This is a genomic window from Opitutaceae bacterium TAV5 (assembly GCA_000242935.3).
GTDB lineage: Bacteria > Verrucomicrobiota > Verrucomicrobiia > Opitutales > Opitutaceae > Geminisphaera.
On sequence record CP007053.1, the window covers coordinates 2,720,989 to 2,738,394 of the forward strand.

Consider the following 17,406-nt stretch of genomic DNA (forward strand, 5'->3'; position numbering starts at 1 on the left):
GTCATGCGCCGGGGAATGTCCGGATCATGCCAGAAAAGATTTTCGCGGGCGCTCCTGACGATGCGTCAGTTCTTCTCTATCGCCAGAACGCAGCGGGCGACATGAAAGCCCGTCTGTATCTCGTGGGCGGCGGCAGTGTGCGGAAGCGGTTGGCCGTCCGCCGTGCAGACCGTGACCCAGCGGCCCGGAGTTTCGGCCGGTACGAGATGCGCATGGGCCCACGCGCTGACTTTCCCGAATGCGGCGAGATAATCGTCGCGCCGGGTGAGCCGGAAAAGACTCCACATCGCCGCCGCCGTTTCGACTTGCGGCCACCACCAGACCCGCCGGTCGTCGGCGGAGCCTTCCATCGGGCCGACGTACCACACGGCGCCATCCGGACTGATTCCGTCCCGAAGCAATCCCCGGGCAATGCATTCGACCAGCGGAAGAACGGCAGACGGCGGGCGGCCGAGGGCGTCGTTGGCATTGAGCAAATACGAGATGGTCTCGGCATTGAGTCCGTAGAGCGTCCGGTTGTTGATCGGGCGGGCGAATGTGGCGGGGAGCCAGTCACGGCCAAGCGCCCAGCGGACATGTCCGGTCTCCGTGGATACAAAGCGCGGGACGAGCGAGACAAGCTCTTCCAGTCGCGAGCGAATGGCCGCGTTCCCCGGATCGACCCGGAGCAGGCGGGCGAGAGCGAGCATCATATGAACCTGGGTCGAGGCATGCTTGCGCACGCTTTCCGGATCGCGGTCGGGATGGGCCGAGGCGGCGGAAGGGGGATTGTCGTAATCGACAAAATAACCGCCGTACAGGTCATCATGCGCCAGTGAATCGATCCGCCGGAATGTTTCTCCGGCGAGGCGTCGCGCATCCGGTTTGCCGGCGAGCCTGTGGATATCGTCCAGAATCAGAATGGCCCACGCCTGGTCGGCGGTGTCCCTCTTCTGCCGGGACAGGTCGGGGATCGGTACATCCGCGTCGGCGGTCGAAAGCCAGTCGGCTGTCTGCGGATCGTAAAAACGGGAGACGAGCGCGGCGTACCGGTGATCGAATCGCATCCGCAGAAGGTTCCGGACATCTTCGTCCTTTTGCCGGGAAAGCGCGACTGCGAGGACATACAATGCGCGGAGTCGCAGCGAGAAAACCCGGTCTTGCATGCGGGCTTCCGGCAGGGCCGGAGATGGCGTCCGTTCGTTGTCTGCCAGCCAGAAGGGCAGGACGTCGCGGTCGAGGTGTTCGGACCAGCGTTGCGGCCAAGGGGAAGATATGCCGGAAGCACCGGTTGCCGCCGTCGTGAGGATCGTCGCCAGCGCGATGGCCAGCAGCCGGAAGAGAAGCGACGGCGGGGAGCCGGAGCGCCCGGAGATGATCATGGACGGGTTTTGACGAGGAGGAAATCGCCCGAGCCCAGTTTCGAGTCGTCGGGTTGGGTCCTGGTGATGGCGGTGGACCACCATTCGGTATAGAGCCGCTGGTCAGAGCCGGGCAGATAAGCGGTGTGGCCATCGAGGAAGGCTACATTGATGCCGCTGCCGCCGCCGTGGCGCGGAGGCATGCGACGGCTGGAATTCCATGTCTGGTTCCAGCCGTCCCAGAACAGGGGCGTGCGGGAGGGAATCTCGTAAAACGCATCGTATTTCTCGTCACGGGCCAGCATGCCGTAATCGGGACCGCGTTCCGGATTGGTGGAATTGGCCTGTGAGTGAGTGGGCACGGCCATGGGGCAGAGCTCCGTTTTTTCGATAATGAAGACGGGGCCGGCGCCGAAGATGTAGTTGGGTCCCGGTTTGTAGTACCGACGGAGAAGCTGGATGCCGGGCACGTTGTGATTTTCGCTGAGCGGATGGTCCGGGTTGGCGGTACCGGGCGGGGAATCGCCGCGAAATTCGTTGCGGTACATCGCGTGGGCCATGGCCAGCGTGCGCAGGTTGGTGAGGCACTGTGTCCCCCGGGCGGTGTCACGCGCCCGGCCGACAACGGGGATGATGATACCGGCGAGAATGCCGATGATCGCGATGACGACGAGGAGTTCCACGAGCGTGAAAGCGCGGCGCCGTTCGCATCCGCCAGGACGAGCGGCAAGAAGGGCAGACGGGAACGCGATGCGTATGTGTCGGGGTAGCATGGCGGGGAGAGGATTCAGTTGGCGGTGTTGCGGGAAAGGAAATGGCGGCGGGTGATCATGGCGACCCCGAAGACGCCGAGCGCGGAAAGAAATGCGGCCGTTGCGGGTTCGGGAACTGTGGTGAGAACAACGTCATCCCATCCGGTGCCGATGCGGATGTCGTCGATGATATAGACATTGGAGCCCAGGCTGTTGGTGCGCAGGATGACGCCCCGGTAACCGTTCGAGCCGACGCCGGTATCCGTGCTTACAGAGGCGTAGCTGGAGGTGGTGACGATCGAGCCAACGGGTGTATCGATGAAACCGTCCGATGCGGGATTCAGCCAGACCGAGGTCTGTTGGTAGGTTTTCGAATCGGCGTCCCATCCGCTGAACCTGCCGACCACCAGGTAGGTGGTGCCGTAGGTGAGGGCGGTGGTGACATTTTTCGTCTGGTTGTCGACGCGAGCGCCTGCATTGGCTCCACTGAAGGTGATGCCATTGTCCTGGACGGCACTAAAACCGGTGTCGAACAGCGACACGCTGAGAAAACCTCCCGAAACGGCTTCGCCAGCGGTGCCGCCGGTGATCTGGATCACGAAGCTGAAATAGATGTCCGCACCTGTGGTCACGACTGTGGGGCTGAATACTCTTTCGGCGGCGCGAACGGTGTTCGCTCCGGAGACGCTCATGGCGTTGCCGCCACCATAGGTCACGCCTTCGGCCGTGTAGCTGATGTTCTTGTCGGTGGTCACGACCGTGGCGGGATTGTCGGCCGCGCTGTTCCAGCGGCTGGTCCAGCCGGTTCCTCCGTTACCGTTGGCGGTGCTGCTTGGAGTGATGATGGAGCCGGTTTCGTAATCAAAACCGTCATACGCGAGGATCGCGGCTTGAAGACCTGTCGTCGGGAGTGTGAACAGGCCGGCGGCGAGACTGGCAAGGGGGAGGAGGTTGATGGAGATTTTCATGGGCATTGAGGCGGTCGGGTTCGGGTTGACTGATGACGGGTTCGCACTGGCGAGACCCGGGGAAAGGCATGAGGGAAAGGTGCGTCAGGGGACGGAGGAGGTGCAAAGTCCGGGTTTCTGAACCCGTTCAAATTTGCCGAGGACGGGAACGGCTTCGTGCATTGTGCGGATGCTCCGCTCCTGCGTGGCGCGGACACCGTCCATGATGGCTCGGACGCGGGTGAGGGCGGCGGGACGGTTGTGGTGGATTTCAAGCAGGCGCTCTGCAAGGGCGAGGCCGGTGGTTTCGGTGATCTCGAAATACCAGTCGCCGAGGCCGACGTCGGCCCACATCTGGCCCTTGGTGGTGTCGCTGGGCTGGCGGACAAAGAGAGTCGGGGTGCCGACGGCGAGAGCGAAGATGGGCGAATGGTTGTCGAGGCTGACGACGGTGTGGGCGCGGGCGTAGGTGGAGCAGGCTTCGTCGGGCAGCCAGTAGCCGGGACGCCAGACGACGTTGTTGCGGACATCTTCGGGGAGATTCTGGCGGATGAGGTCGCGGCCCAGCTCGACCTGATAGGTCATTTCGGGGCAGACGAGCACCTTGAGGCCGGTGGCGCGGACCCAGCGGGTGATGAGGACGCGGAGTTTTTCCATGTCGGCCTTGCGATGACGAGCGCTGACGAGGGCGCGGCCTTCGTCGCGCGGCGTGGGCGGAGTGTCGTGAGTTTCGTGATACGGGGTGAAACGCAGACGGGGGATGACGCAGATGAACTCGCGTTCGCGGAGGCGGTGGTTGCGGAGGAAGGTGGCGGCGCTGTCATCGTCGCGCAGGTCGATGCCGAAAGCGCCGTCGGGCGCGAAGTCGAGGCGGGGCTGGCGGAGATTCTGGGTGCGGAGGTAATCGAGGGTGAGGGTATCGCGGCAGAAGACAAACGAGGCGGAGTCGAGCACGCGGCGTTCGCGTGCGGGGAGGTGATCGGCGGGGAGCCGGGCAACGAGCCGGCGCTGGCGGGCGATGGTATCGCCTTCGTCGGGAATGGCCTGGTGCGCCGGTCCCGCCCCGAGGGGATCGACCGTGATTCCGTAAATGCCGAAGGGTTTTCCGCCGGCGAGGCGGATCCAGGCTTCGAGGTGCGGGAGGGCGACGATGCCGGGACCGGAGCCATGGACAAGCAGGTCGGCGTCGGCGATGGCCGCGGCGAGCACGGGTGTGGTGGGCCGGCCGGTATCGGGATCGATCGTGCCCTCCGCGATACGCAGGCGAGGGAAGCGGCGGAGGAGCATGGGACGCACACCGCGGTCGAGCTGGTCGGGCCAGAGCGTGAGGGTGGCGCCGGGAAAGTGTTTTTCGAGGAGAGCGAGGACACCCGGAGAATGTCCGATATCGCCGATGTTGACCGTTTGCCAGGAGGAACGGAGAAGCAGGTGAAGGCCCCTGTACGGATCGGATGCGGTCGTGTCTCCGGCCGGTGTGGCAGCGACAGTCGGGTGGTGTGCGGACGGCGGAGGGTCGGTGATGACGGGCATGGACGCACGATGGACGCAGCCGCATGGCGGGGGCAAAGGAGGCGGGTTTGAATCCGTTCAAAAAGGCAGAGGCAAAACGCCTCCGGCTCACTTGCGCGGCAGGATCAATTCATCCGGATTTCGTCGTGTGTCCCAGATGCGCAGTACTTCGACCAACCGTTCCGCAGTCCTGATTCGATAGTAGAGGGCGTAGCTCCAGCAGAAAACCTTGCGCATGTCCTTCCTCGCTTTAACCGGAGACCCTCGGTGCGGCAGGTGCGCGAGCGAGTCGGCGACGGCAAGCAAACGTGCACCAACATGACTGGCCATATCGGGACTTGTCCGGGCGATAAATTTTACGATTCCGGCAAGATCGGCAATGGCTTCCTCGGTCAGGCCGACTTTGAAATCCAGTTCGGCAACCATTGTGCGACTGTAGAGACAGGGGTGGTTCCTCGCGTGTCAGCGGAACGGGCAGCGGCATCAAGAGCCGCGAGCATTTCCGGAGTCTCGGACAGTTCCTGCGCATGCACCCATTCGCGAACTTTCTGCTGTTCGTCTGCAGGCAGCGCCTTGATTTGTTCGATGATATCGGTTGCGAGCACGGTGACAATCTGGTCACCGTTTGCAGGCGCGCAAGAGAAGATATGCCAGGATTTTTATGCGGGTGTAGTCCGAAAGAAACGATGACATGGGTATCATGCAAGGTTGTCATCGATGCTATCGCGCCAGCTCCACCGTGGTCGTGAGGGAAAATTCCGTCACCGGCTCGCGGCTGCGGACGATGGCGACCGCGTGTTCGGAAATCGTGCGGGCGCGCAGCGTGGCATCCGGAGCTGCTTCGACGCGAGTCACCAGGGCGGCGTCCGTTTCCCAGGTCAGACGCACCGGGCCAATGTCGAGGCCGTCCTTGCGCTGGCTGACCGGAGCGTCAGGCGCCTCGCCAGTGTGCCAGCGGAAGAGCACAATGTCGGGCTGCGCGAGAACGACGTCGTCGTGGACGCGCATCCGCTCGCCGCTCCATTCGACGCGGCGTATCCAGCGCGTGACGACATCCGCAGCGTAACAGCGGCTGGCGTCGATGGTGATGCCGCCGCCGTCGGCGTCGAGGCGGTGCACGGTGAGCGGCGCGGAGCGGTGCGCGTCGTCGAGGATCTGGCCGGCGCGGGCCAGCCAGGCCACGGTCATCTGCTCAGGGGAGGGATCACCGACTTGCAGGACGTTGTGGCCGGGGACGCCGCGAAAGCGGACGCCGAAGCCGGGCGTGGCGTAGTTGAGCGCACCGGCCTCGATGAGAAGCGGCTGGCGGCCGATGATAAAGTTGACGTGTCCCCGGTCCTGGTGGTCGTGGCGGTCGCCGGCCTCGCCGCCGCGTATCCAGACGCCGGTTGCCGTGGAGTCGTCCCAACTGCTGCGCCAGACGATGCGCGCGGCCGTCGGGTACGCGGCGAAAAGCGGCGGCGGCTGCGCAAGGGAGCCGGGAATCGTGGCGGCAATAAGGGCGTCGGTGTGGTTGCCGGTGAGGCCGCGGGTGCGCTGCACCTGGAGCGCATGAGGGTTGCCGGTGCTGACGACAATCTCGGCAAAGACGTTGTCGAAGATGCGAAGCTGGTCGCGCGCGCCGTTGAGAGTATCGAAGGCGTTGACGAGAAATCCGCCGGGCTGGATATGGTGGGCGAACCAGGTGCCGGTGTTGGCCAGAAACGGGTGGCGCAGGGCGCGGTCGTCGCCGGCGCGGGCCATGGCGCGGGCGGAGGAAAGAAGGCCTTTGACGGTGATGGCGGCGTAGGTGAGCCCTTCGCGGAACTCGCCGAGCGAACCTTGCGAGTCGAGCGATTGCATGAGGCAGTGCACGCCGAAGTCGTAAGCGTCGCGCAGGGCAGGCGGGGCATCCTCGCGCAGGGCGCCGCGATGGAGGCTGGCGCGGACAAGGCCTTCGACCGGGAGCACCCACTGGTTGCTGGCGGGCGCGGGGTTCTTGACAAACCACGGGCGCTGCGCGCGCCAGTCGGCGAGGATGGTGGCGATCTCGCGGTCGAGGAGCGCATCGAGCGCGGTGCGCAGGTCGGCGGGGATTTCGTCGGACGGAAGGAGGTCGAGCGCGTCGGCGATGCCGCGAAGATGCCAGCCGGTGCCGAGCCAGATGCCGTCGCCACCGGGCGGGAGCGGCTTGCTGCCGGCGCTGCCGAGCGTCCAGCCGGGGCGTTGCAGAGGGCTCCAGGTGGCAAGCTCCGCAAGCTGGGCGAAGAGGCGGTCGCGCAGGGCGGTGTCACCGGTAAGCCGATACGCGGCGGCGAGGCGCGGGAGTTCGGTGGAGAGGGCGCTGCCGGAGTCGGCGTCGAACATGGCGAGCGCGAAGGTCTCGCGGTTTTCGGGGCGGGCGTTGGCGACCGTGGGCTTGAGAGCCACGCGCGAGGTTTCGATATCGGCGATCGAACGGGCGCGGCGGATAACGGGTTTGGCGGCGTCGGCGCGCGCCCGGGCGATGAGCGTTTCGCGAATCCCGGCGACGGCGGGATCGGAGTCGTTGGCGGCGCGATCGAGGAGTGCTCCGACGGGCTGGAGCGGCAAGGCGGCGAGGTCGGCGGACTCGCCGCGGAACGACGATAACGCCGTGGCGCAGAGGAGCGCGAAAACGGGAACGGAGAGGCGATGCATGGCAGCAGGTTGCGCGGGGGCGGGGAGGGCTACGGTTGCGCGGGCGGCGTGACGTCGATGGTGGTGGTGACGGTGAGGTTGCCGACCGCCTCCGGCGTGCGGACGACGAGCGTGGTGTGCGGGTTTTCCGTGCGGCGGAATTTGAGCGTGTGGTCGGGATGGGTGATGGATTCGATCGTGAGCGGGGCGGTGGCGGCGATTTCCATCGTGACGGCGGCGGTGAGGAGAATGTCGTCCGCCTCCGGACGCGGAAAATCGGGGTCCTGCCAGGGACCGATCCAGCCGGGAAAAACGATGCGGCCGGCCGGGATGCCGATGCGGTAACGGCGTTCGTCGATGCGTTCGATCCGGGCGGGTTCGGCGCTGGCGAAGTGCCAGCGCCAGGCAGGCGTCACCGGGGAGGCGCCGGAGGAGGCGGCGAGCGTGTCGGTGACGTGCAGGGTGCGCGGCGTCCAGCGAACATCGCGACGGGCTTCGGCAAGTTTCGGATAAACCTGCCGGAGGTCGACGGCCAGTTCGCCGCCGTCGGCCGTATTGCGAGAGACGGTGACCGGCGCGGGCGCGGCCAGCGGAAAGGTATCGCCGTCGAGCGTGAGGACGTTGTGGCCGAGGGTGGAGTCGTAGTCGGGGCGTTTGCGTTTGCTGGAATAACCGGGTGTGCCGGATTCGATGAGGACCGGGATCCCGGAGACGATGAAGTTGACGTGGCCGCGGTCGTGGTGGGTGTGAAAATCCTCGGCGTCGCCGCCGCGCACCCAGAGGCCGGACGCAAAGCGATCCCATGACTGGCGCCAGACAAACATGTGGGAACGCTGAAAAAGTCCGGAGGTCGGCGGCGGCGTGATCCGGTCGCCGGCGCGGGCGAGCTCGCCGAGGGCAATGAGGCCGAAGAAATCGCGGCGGATGGAGCCGAGTTCGTGCCGTACGGCCCAGGCGAGCGGGGCGCTGCCGGAAACGCCGGCCAGCCGCGTGAGATCGTTGAGGGCGCGGTTGCCGCGCTGGGCATTGAACCCGTCGAAGGCATTGACGGGGTTGCCGCCGGGCTGGAAGTTGAGCGCCATCCAGTCGGGGAAATTCCTGAAAAAGGGTTGGCCGGCAAACGTGTCGTCTCCGGCCTGCAGGGCGAAGTGGCGGGCGAGCAGGAGCGAAAAACTCGTCCAGGCCATGCCGTAGGTATAACCTTCGTTGAGAGAGCCGTCGTCACCGGCGAGCGCGAGGCTGCGGCGGAGGCTGTCCGCGCCGAGCCGATACGCGTCGGCAAACCGGTCGCGACCGAGCGCGGCGGCGCCGACGAGCATGCCGCTGGCGGGCACGACCCACTGGTTGGAGTTGGCCTTGCCGCTCTTCACGTACCAGGGGACTTCGTCCTTCCAGTCGCTGAAAGAGAGGCGGATTTCCTCCGCCATGCGCTGGCGGACGGCGGCGTCGAGATCGGCGGGCAGCGTGTCGGACGGGAGGATTTCCAGCATGATGGCGAGCGCCTGGAGCAGGGTGCCGGTGGCGAGCCACACGCCGTCGCCGCGCGCCGGCAGCGGGTCCTTGCGGGCGGAGAGCGTCCAGCCGGGACGCTGGAAGGGTTTCCAGGTGACAAGCTCGCGGAGCTGGCGTTCGAGATGGTCGCGGAGCGGTTCCCTGCCGGTGAGGCGCCAGGCGGCGGCGAGGAGCGGGAGTTCCTGAAGCATCTTGCTCGACATGCCCATGTCGGCGGAGGCCATGGCGAATTTTTCCGCGTCGGCATCGGAAAGCCGGCCGCGGACGGCCTCGCCCTTGGAGCGGGCGTCGGAGGTGCGACGGTCGGACGCGGCCGAGAGCTCCGCCATCTGTGCCATCGAGAACGAACGCTCCAGGACAGGGCTGCCCGCGAGTGCGTCGGCGCGGGCAAGAATCGCGGCGATATCGGGTTCGGAAAGCCGGTCGCGAAGGGCGTCGACCTGGGCGGCGAAGCCGGAGGCCGGTGCGGATGCGGCCGCGGAAGGCGGACCGGGAAAGATCAGCGCCAGCAGAAGGGCAAGGAGGATCGGGAAAGCGAGGGGAAGGAAAGGCGGGGCGGGTTTGTCCATGTGGCGAAAGGAGGAGGATGGGGAAGGTTTGCCTCAATGGCACGCCGTTTGAACCCGTTCAAAAAATCCGGGCTCGCATGGGTGACCGGGATGTAGCGTGCTGGAGGCTGTCATGAGTTCCGCATCCGCCCGGCGCCCCACGTTGCAGGATATTGCCGACCGCACCGGCTTCGGCCGGGCGACGGTGTCGATGGCGTTGAGAAATCATCCGGACATCCGGCAGGCGACGCGCGACCTGATCCGGCAGACGGCGGAGGCGATGGGCTACCGGCCCAATCCGATGATCGCGGCGCTCATGACGCAGTTGCGCGAACGCCGGCCGGGGCGCGAGGAGGGGCGGATCGCGCTGATCAGCCGTTTCGCACAGTCGGTCGCGCGCCACCGGTTTCCGGATACATTTTACCGGCCGCTGTTCGATGCGATCACCGAAAGCGCGGCGGCGCACGGATACGGGATCGACGAATTTTTCACCGGCGAAAATCCGGTGTCGGATGCGCGGCTCTCGGGCATCCTGCGGGCGCGGGGGATTCAGGGCGTTCTCTTTTTCCCGGGCTCGGATCAGAAGGTACCGGACCACGAATATCCGGCGCTCGACTGGCGCTGCTTCGCCACCGTGCTGATCGGTTTCAGGACAACGCACGAGGGGCTGCACCAGGTGGCGTCGGACTACACCTGGGATATCGACCACGCGCTGGCCCACGTGCGCGGGGCGGGGTTCCGGCGGATCGGCCTGGCGGTGCCGGCCAACGTGGATGCCTCGGCCAACCATGCGTGGGCGTCGCGGTTTCTCTTTTACCAGCACGGCGTGCGGCCGCGCGACCGCGTGGCGCCGCTGCTTTCCGGACATCGCGACATGGACCGGGAGGAACTGGCGGCCTGGTTCCGGAAACAGCGTCCGGAAGTGATCCTGTCGGCGGGCACGACGGTGCGTGACCTGCTCCGGGAATCCGGCGTGCGGGTGCCGCAGGACGTGCGGATCGTGAATCTGGTGCAGCGCGGCGAACCCGGCATGGCCGGCATCGACCCGCACACCGCCGAGGTGGGGCATGCGGCGGTGGACCTGCTGGTGTCGTTGTTGCAGGGAAACCATCTGGGGCAGCCGGCGTTTCCCCGGATGATCGCCATTCGCGGGCACTGGACTCCGGGCGAATCGTTTCCGGAGCACTGACAGGCTGCGAAAGAGAGGCGGCAGCTCGCGTTACCGGAATCTTCTTTTTTTGCCCTCCGATATGAGGGCCACGGATTCCAGACCGGATGGCCGCGAAGGAGCGCAAAAATCCTGACGCGCATGAAACCCTCCATCGCGCTTATAAGCGCGCGGGAGATTTTCGCCGGGCAGAATGATCTTTGCGTCCTTTTGCGGCCAATTCTTCCGGATTCGACGCAGCCAGCCCGTTAAGGGAAGTTCTGAAAATTCATTTTTGAACAGAAGGAAACCAAGGAAACGAAGGTAAAACAAAGAAGACCCTGAATAATAAGTTGGGGACTCCTGAAAATTAAAAAACAAACCAACCGCGAATGGGCGCGAATGAACGCGAATAAAAATACAAGAAGCCTGGAGTTGAATGATTATGGAGATAATCGGTTTTTTCCGGATTCGCGTCCATTCGCGGTTAAAAAGCGTTTTTCAGGAGTTCCCGGTTATTTATTTCAGAAAAGTTAAACAGGAGTGAATAGCAGGCGCCCTTGGTTGTTCTTCGTTCTCTTCGTTGCCTTCTGTTCAATTTTTAGAAGTTCCGTTAAAAATATCCGGCGCTACTTGTGGTCCCACGGGAACGATGCCGTGACGCGCGGGTGTTTCCACACTTCGAATACGTCGAACATTTTCCCCGGGTTGAGCAGGCCGCGCGGGTCGAGCGCATCTTTCACGGCGCGCATGGCGCGGACCTGCGCCTCGTTGTGCTGGATGCGCAGGAAGGGTGTCTTGGCCAGGCCGATACCGTGCTCGCCGGAAATCGCGCCGCCGAGCGACACGACTTTCTCCATCAGCGCGACCACTGCCTTCTCGGCGGCGGCGCACTCGGCCGGGTTTTCCTTGTGATACATGATGTTCACGTGGAGGTTGCCGTCGGCGAGATGGCCGAAGGTCGGGATGGCGAGCTTCGAGGTTTTGCGAAGTTTTTCCAGAAAACGGGCAAACGGCTCGTAGGCGCGGAGCGGCACGGTGATGTCCTCGTTGAGCTTGGCGTCGCCCATCTGGAACATCGCGCCGGAGCATTTGCGGCGCACGGCCCAGAGGGTTTCGGCCTCGTCGCGGTTGCGCGCGGCGCGGTGGCCGACGGCATGTTCGCGCGCCCAGGCGAGGACAGTGGCCTTCGTTTCGCGCACTTCGGCGGCGGTGCCGGCGAGTTCGAGGAGGATCACGGGACGGCCGGCCTGGCCGGGGAAAATGGTGGTCTTCATTGCGCTCTCGGCGCACTGCACGCTGTAGCGGTCGAGGAATTCGCAGATGGCCGGCTGCACGCGGGCGGCGAAGAGCGCGCGGGCGGCGCGAAAGGCGGCCGGCTCGTCGGCGAAGCTGGTGAGGAGCGTCCAGCGCGCGGCGGGTTTGGGGATGAGTTTCAGGATGGCGTCGGTGACGACGCCGAGCATGCCCTCGCTGCCGATCCAGAGGTCGCGGAGGTTGAAGCCGGCGGAGAATTTTTTCGTGGCGGTGCCCCACTCGACGCGTTCGCCGGTGGGCAGGTAGCCCTTGAGCGCGACGACAAAATCGCGGGTCACGCCGTACTTGCCGCCGTGCATGCCGCCGGCGTTGCAGGCGATGTTGCCGCCGATGGTGCAGTATTGTTTCGAGGACGGGTCGGGCGGGTAGAACCAGCCGAGGGCGTCGGCGGCGTCCTGGATGGCGGCAACGGTGGCGCCGGCCTGGACGTGGGCGAGGCCGGCTTCGGCGTCGATGGTGATTTTATCGAGCCCGAGCAGGTCGATCACCCAGCCGCCGGCGCGTGGCGAGGCGGAGCCCATGAGCGTGGTACCGCGCCCGCGCGGGGTGACGGGGACGTTGTGCTGGTTGGCGAGTTCGAGGACGATGCCGATGTCCTCATGGCGGCGGGGTTTGATGACGGCGGCGGGCAGGAAGGACAGCCGGCTGCTGTCGAAGGAGGCGGCGTAGCGGGAGGCATCGTCGGTGAGCACCACGCGCGCGCCGAGGCGGCGTTTGAGGAGCGCGGTGGCGCGGGAAAACGGTGCGGCGGAAGCGGGCGGTGTGGTGCGCGAGGCGCGGGTGCGTGTGTCCATCGTTGGTCGTGGAACAGGCACATGAGCGCGCCCCGGCCTTCGCATCAATCAGGAAAGTGGTCACGGCTGCCAGATCCGGCGAGTTTTCACCTGGTGCGGCGGGCGTTATCCTTGCATATGAATGCGAGCGGCATCCGATGCACTCAACTGTGTAAATGGACAGACTCTCGCCCTGCGGAACCAACAGATATTTCCCTTCCTTCGTTTGTGCCGGGCTTGTCGCCCTGTTTCTTCCATGTCCACAACCCGCAAAATATTCCCGCCAGGCTTCATCTGGGGTGTCGCCGCCGCCGCCCCGCAAATCGAAGGCGCTTCCCGGACTGACGGAAAAGGCGAGTCCATCTGGGATCGCTTCGCCCGCACTCCGGGACGTATTCTGAACAACGATACACCGGATACCGCCTGCGATCATTACCACCGTTACCCGCAAGATTTCGCCCTCATGTGCGAACTTGGCATCAAACACTACCGGCTCTCGATTGCCTGGCCCCGCATCTTCCCCGAAGGCGACGGTGCACCCAATCCCAAGGGTCTCGACTTTTATCGCCGCCTGCTGTCCTCGCTTCGCGAAAACGGCATCACTCCCTGGGTGACGATGTTCCATTGGGACCTGCCCCAGTCACTTGAAGACCGCTTTGGTGGCTGGCGTTCGCGCCGCACCGTGGATGCCTTTGCCCGCTACGCCGACACCATCGTCACCCACTACCGCGATGAAGTGGAAAACTGGATCACCCTGAATGAAATCGTCGCCTTCACCCGCAATGCCTACGGGATTGGCCGCAACGCCCCCGGCCTCAGGGAAAGCGACGATGTCGTCAACCAGACTTACCATCATGCCCTGCTTTGCCACGGCCACGGCGTGCGCGCCGTTCGCGAACGCGGCCGCCCCGGCAGCCGCGTGGGCCTTGTCGACAACCCCAGGGTTCCCATCCCGCTGACCTGTTCCGAGCCCGATCTTGTTGCGGCGCGCGAATGGTTTGTGCGCGACAATGTCCGGGTGCTCGATCCGGTGTTCCGCGGCCACTACTCCGACATCTGGCGAAACGAAGTCGGCCCGACCCTTCCACACGTTGAGCCCGGCGATTTCCCGCTGATTTCCCTGCCGTCCGATTTCCTCGGATTGAATCTTTATTGGGGAGCTTTCGTGCGGGCGGGCCGCGACGGAGCACCTGAGAAATTATCGTTCCCCTCCGAATACCCGCGTGCGGCCAGCAGTTGGCAATACCTCACCCCGCAATCGCTCTATTGGGGACCCCGGCTGGCGTCGGAAATTTACAAGGTGCCGTCGATGTTCATTACCGAGCACGGCGGCGGTTACGACGACGAACCGGTGGTCAACGGCGAGTGCTTCGACCTGCACCGCTGCGAATTGCTGCGCACCTATATCTCCGAACTGCATCGCGCGATCGAGGAAGGCGTGCCTGTGAACGGATATTTTCTGTGGTCGTTCATGGACAATTTTGAATGGTGCGCCGGATACAGGCGGCGTTTTGGCATCGTGCATGTCGATTACGCTACGCAAAAACGCACGCCCAAGCTCAGCGCCCGCTGGTATGCGGAAGTCATGCGCAAAAATTGCCTGCCATAGCACGGAGCAGGTCCAGGCCTGTTCTGGCCCCCTGTTTTCCGTGGTGCCCCAAAATCCGGATGGATACGCTCATTTGAGCCTGGCTGTCCGGTGAAACACCGCCGACCATGGCCGGCATGGATGCCTCCCGACGAGTTACCCAGCGCGACATTGCCGAACGAGCCAAAGTCCACCGCGCCACGGTTTCGCTGGCCTTGCGCGATCTTCCCTGCATTCCGGCGGCAACACGCGCGCGTATACAAAAAATAGCGACTGAACTCGGTTACGAACCCGACCCCATGCTCTCGGCCCTCGCCACCTACCGCGAGCGGCAGCGCCCTGTGTCCTTCCACGGCAACCTTGCCTGGCTTGTCAACACCGCGAATCACTTCGACTGGCAGCACCATCCTTATTTCTCCTGCTATTTCAAAGGGGCCGAAGAGCGCGCCCGCCGTTACGGTTTCCAGTTGGAAATTCACGACCTGCACACGTCCGGTATGACGCCCGACCGGCTGGCAAGGATTCTGAGGGCCCGGAATATTTCCGGTATCCTTCTCTGCCCGCAACCCTCCCCCGGCACCGAGCTCGAGTTCCCCTGGCAACACTTCTCCGCTGTCACCTTTGGCTACACCCTGAGCAAGCCCGGACTGCACACCGTTGTTTCCACGCAATACCGCGCTGCGCTCACCGTGATGCGCGAACTGCGTCTGCTCGGTTACCGTCGCATCGGCTGCATGATGGCACGCCAGCATGATCTGCGCGCCGATCACAATTACCTTGCCGGCTATCTCGTCGATGAAGTCCTCGCCCGGCAAGGCACGCTGCCCATCCCGCCCTGGATCGAAGACGCCCAGGATAACAGCTCTCTCTCCAGATGGCTGAAAACCTGCCAGCCCGATGCGCTGCTTGTCGGCAGCACCGGCTTCCTCGAAAAACTGCAACGCCTCGGCCTGCGAATCCCCGATGAAATCGGTGTCGCCTGTCCCTGTCTCCGTTCCACGGAGACGCCTCTGGCCGGTGTGGCGGAGCCTTCCTTTCACATCGGCGAAGTGGCAGTGGATTTTCTGGTGGCGATGGTGCACCGCAACGAACGCGGCATCCCTGACTATCCCCAGCGGCTTCATGTCGAAGGCCGCTGGCATGCCGGTCTCTCTGTCCGGGCGGCTCCAGAAAAGACAGTGCGTGGAAAACGCGAAAGCCGACAGGCTAGGCCCCTCCAGACCTGAGCGTACAAAAGCCGGTAGCCGGATAATGATCCGGTTCTTCATTCAACTGTGTGCATGGCGGCCCCGTTGCCCCGGTGAGCGAGGCCGTTTGGCTACGCCTGCTTATGAAAATACTCCCTGCAAAAACCCTGGCCCTGATCGTTTCCACATTGGCCGCAAGCTGCGCACTGCAAGCAGCCGTCACCATCGGTGATGATTTCCAAAGCTACACTCCGGCATCCGTGTTGCCGACCGGCGACCTGCCTGATGTCTGGAGAACCGCCGCCGCCAACCGTCTCGACGATGGTGAAAATATCTTCACCCGGGTCGAAACCGACACCCTGGATCTTTTCGGCTCCGGCACCGCCAACCAGTACCTGCGTTTCCAGGCCGTCGCCACCACCAGCAGCACCTATCACAATGTGGCCACCAATTTTCAAAACATCGCCACGACCGGCCAGATATCCCTGCGCTTTTATGAGCCGGTGGATGCCGCCGCCACCGGCAGCGGCTTCATTCTGCGCATCGGCAGAGGGGCAACGGCAAACAGCGGCACCGCCTTCGGATTGGCCTTCCAGAGTGGAACCCTCTACGCAACAACTGGCGCGAGCGTTGGGGTCGGCGGCGCGCTGGCGACCTACTCACAAACCACAGCCCACACGCTCACCGTGGTCTTCAACAACTCCACCTCAAATGTCACTTACGACGGGACACGCAGCCTTGTCGCCAACACGATGGATGTCTGGCTGAATGGCACTCTCGTGGCATCTGGCGTCGCCAAGTCCGGCGAACTTGCGACTAACGCAATCATCAACGGAATCAACTTCACGGCCAAAAACGGATCGGTCGGCACCCTCTGCATCGACGATGTGGCCGTCAGCGACACCATCAGCATCACATCCATTCCGGAGCCAGGAATCACCGCCCTCGCTGGCAGCATCCTGGTCGGCCTGACTGTTCTGGTTCGCAGGCTCCGGCCGAGGTCGCGCTCCTGAAAGGCGTATTCAGGTAAAACGACAAAATCACAAAAACCGGAAAGGCGTCCCCGGCCACATCACCCGGCGATATCCGGTCCCCTCATTTCCTCCTTCCGCCCTCGATTCATCCACCATGCCTGCTCACCAAGCCAGCCTCCCTTCCTCCGACACAGCAGTCGGTCATCCCGCCCTGCTTACCCCCGTCATGCTGGGCTCATGGTCCCTGATTGGCGATGCCAACTGGGGCCAGCAAAGTCGCGCCGATTCGGAGGCCGCCATCGAAGCGAGCCTCGAATCCGGCATCACCGCCTTCGACACCGCCCCCGCCTATGGCGATGGCTCTTCCGAATCTCTCCTCGGGGACAGGCTATCGTCACGGCGTGAGCACATTTACCTGGCCACCAAGTTTCGCGCCCCTCTCACGGACACCAATATCCGTCAGTCACTCGAAGACAGCCTGCGCCGCCTGAAAACCGATTACGTGGACCTGTATCAGATTCACTGGCCCGACCGCGCCACCCCCATCGCCCGCACCGCCGAGACATTGCTTGCGCTCAAGGACGAAGGCAAAATCCGCGCCATCGGAGTTTGCAATTTCGGACCGCAGGATCTTGCCGAGGCCGTCCGGGTGATGCCCATCGCCACCAACCAGATGCCCTACAGCCTCCTCTGGCGCGGGGTGGAGTTTGAGGTCATTCCCCTCTGCCGGAAACTCGGCATCCGCCTCCTCGCTTACAGTTCGCTCATGCAAGGTCTGCTTACAGGAAAATTTGCCACCGCCGCGGATGTGCCCGAAGGCCGCGCGCGCACCAAACACTTCGCCTCGCAAGACCGCCCCAGGATCAAACACGGCGAACCCGGCCATGAAGCGACCACCTTCGCGGCCATTAAAAAACTCGCCGCGGTTTGCCGTGAGCTCCGCCTGCCCATGTCCGTCGCCTCTCTGGCCGCCCTGCTCGCCGAACCCGTTGTCGCCTCCGTCATCATGGGAGCGCGCAATGCCACCCAGTCTCGGGAAAATGCCCGCGTGCTCACCACCCGCCTCGATCCCTCCATGGTGCGCAGACTTTACGAAGCCACCGACACCCTGAAACAGGAAATCGGTCCTGAAATCGACCCCTGGCTGACGCCATCGCGTATCCAATAAAAAAAGA

The 17,406-nt window shown here is 64.0% G+C and carries 15 protein-coding genes; 5 read left to right on the top strand and 10 right to left on the bottom strand.

All coding sequences use genetic code 11. From position 1 onward, the window contains the following. Positions 1-65 precede the first annotated feature (65 nt). The 7 genes from OPIT5_11940 to OPIT5_11970 form a co-directional block, all read right to left on the bottom strand. Positions 66-1,445 (bottom strand): N-acyl-D-glucosamine 2-epimerase, encoded by a 1,380-nt coding sequence (locus OPIT5_11940; GenBank protein ID AHF90810.1) that lies wholly within the window; start codon positions 1,443-1,445, stop codon positions 66-68. Further along, positions 1,358-2,113 carry a type II secretion protein gene (locus tag OPIT5_11945; GenBank protein ID AHF90811.1) on the bottom strand — a complete coding sequence of 252 codons (756 nt, stop codon included), beginning with the start codon at positions 2,111-2,113 and terminating at the stop codon, positions 1,358-1,360. Before OPIT5_11945 ends, OPIT5_11940 begins: the two co-directional genes overlap by 88 nt. Before the next feature lie 14 nt (positions 2,114-2,127). Further along, entirely contained in the window at positions 2,128-3,066 is a 939-nt protein-coding gene (locus tag OPIT5_11950) for an anchor protein (protein ID AHF90812.1), read from the bottom strand. A gap of 78 nt (positions 3,067-3,144) precedes the next feature. Then, complete coding sequence (locus OPIT5_11955; protein AHF90813.1) at positions 3,145-4,569, bottom strand: polysaccharide pyruvyl transferase; 1,425 nt, start codon at positions 4,567-4,569, stop codon at positions 3,145-3,147. An 87-nt stretch (positions 4,570-4,656) separates the two neighbouring features. Then, the gene (locus tag OPIT5_11960; protein ID AHF90814.1) at positions 4,657-4,974 is read right to left on the bottom strand and encodes a plasmid stabilization protein; all 318 of its coding nucleotides are present in this window, start codon (positions 4,972-4,974) and stop codon (positions 4,657-4,659) included. A gap of 294 nt (positions 4,975-5,268) precedes the next feature. Next, positions 5,269-7,206 carry a heparinase gene (locus tag OPIT5_11965; GenBank protein ID AHF90815.1) on the bottom strand — a complete coding sequence of 646 codons (1,938 nt, stop codon included), beginning with the start codon at positions 7,204-7,206 and terminating at the stop codon, positions 5,269-5,271. Positions 7,207-7,235: 29 nt separating this feature from the next. Then, positions 7,236-9,266 (bottom strand): heparinase, encoded by a 2,031-nt coding sequence (locus tag OPIT5_11970; GenBank protein AHF90816.1) that lies wholly within the window; start codon positions 9,264-9,266, stop codon positions 7,236-7,238. Between the two features lie 112 nt (positions 9,267-9,378). On the opposite strand from OPIT5_11970, the gene OPIT5_11975 reads away from it, so the two are divergent. Further along, on the top strand, positions 9,379-10,434 hold the full coding sequence (locus tag OPIT5_11975; protein ID AHF90817.1) for a LacI family transcriptional regulator: 1,056 nt from the start codon (positions 9,379-9,381) through the stop codon (positions 10,432-10,434). A 30-nt stretch (positions 10,435-10,464) separates the two neighbouring features. Here OPIT5_11975 and OPIT5_11980 read toward each other — a convergent pair whose 3' ends face one another. The 3 genes from OPIT5_11980 to OPIT5_11990 all read right to left on the bottom strand — a co-directional run bounded on the left by OPIT5_11980 (position 10,465) and on the right by OPIT5_11990 (position 12,503). After that, positions 10,465-10,725, bottom strand: a complete 261-nt coding sequence (locus OPIT5_11980) for a hypothetical protein (protein AHF94322.1) — start codon at positions 10,723-10,725, stop codon at positions 10,465-10,467. A gap of 37 nt (positions 10,726-10,762) precedes the next feature. Continuing rightward, positions 10,763-10,873 carry a hypothetical protein gene (locus OPIT5_11985; GenBank protein AHF94323.1) on the bottom strand — a complete coding sequence of 37 codons (111 nt, stop codon included), beginning with the start codon at positions 10,871-10,873 and terminating at the stop codon, positions 10,763-10,765. 148 nt (positions 10,874-11,021) lie between these two features. Beyond that, positions 11,022-12,503 carry an FAD-linked oxidase gene (locus OPIT5_11990; GenBank protein ID AHF90818.1) on the bottom strand — a complete coding sequence of 494 codons (1,482 nt, stop codon included), beginning with the start codon at positions 12,501-12,503 and terminating at the stop codon, positions 11,022-11,024. 235 nt (positions 12,504-12,738) lie between these two features. Between OPIT5_11990 and OPIT5_11995 the strand changes: the two genes are divergently transcribed. The 4 genes from OPIT5_11995 (at position 12,739) to OPIT5_12010 (ending at position 17,399) form a co-directional block, all read left to right on the top strand. Further along, positions 12,739-14,091, top strand: coding sequence for a beta-glucosidase (locus OPIT5_11995; protein AHF90819.1), 1,353 nt, complete (start codon positions 12,739-12,741; stop codon positions 14,089-14,091). Between the two features lie 116 nt (positions 14,092-14,207). Beyond that, the gene (locus OPIT5_12000; GenBank protein ID AHF90820.1) at positions 14,208-15,296 is read left to right on the top strand and encodes a LacI family transcriptional regulator; all 1,089 of its coding nucleotides are present in this window, start codon (positions 14,208-14,210) and stop codon (positions 15,294-15,296) included. 128 nt (positions 15,297-15,424) lie between these two features. Next, entirely contained in the window at positions 15,425-16,270 is an 846-nt protein-coding gene (locus OPIT5_12005; protein ID AHF90821.1) for an anchor protein, read from the top strand. 115 nt (positions 16,271-16,385) lie between these two features. Then, positions 16,386-17,399, top strand: a complete 1,014-nt coding sequence (locus tag OPIT5_12010; GenBank protein AHF90822.1) for an aldo/keto reductase — start codon at positions 16,386-16,388, stop codon at positions 17,397-17,399. The last annotated feature ends 7 nt before the right edge of the window (positions 17,400-17,406 follow it).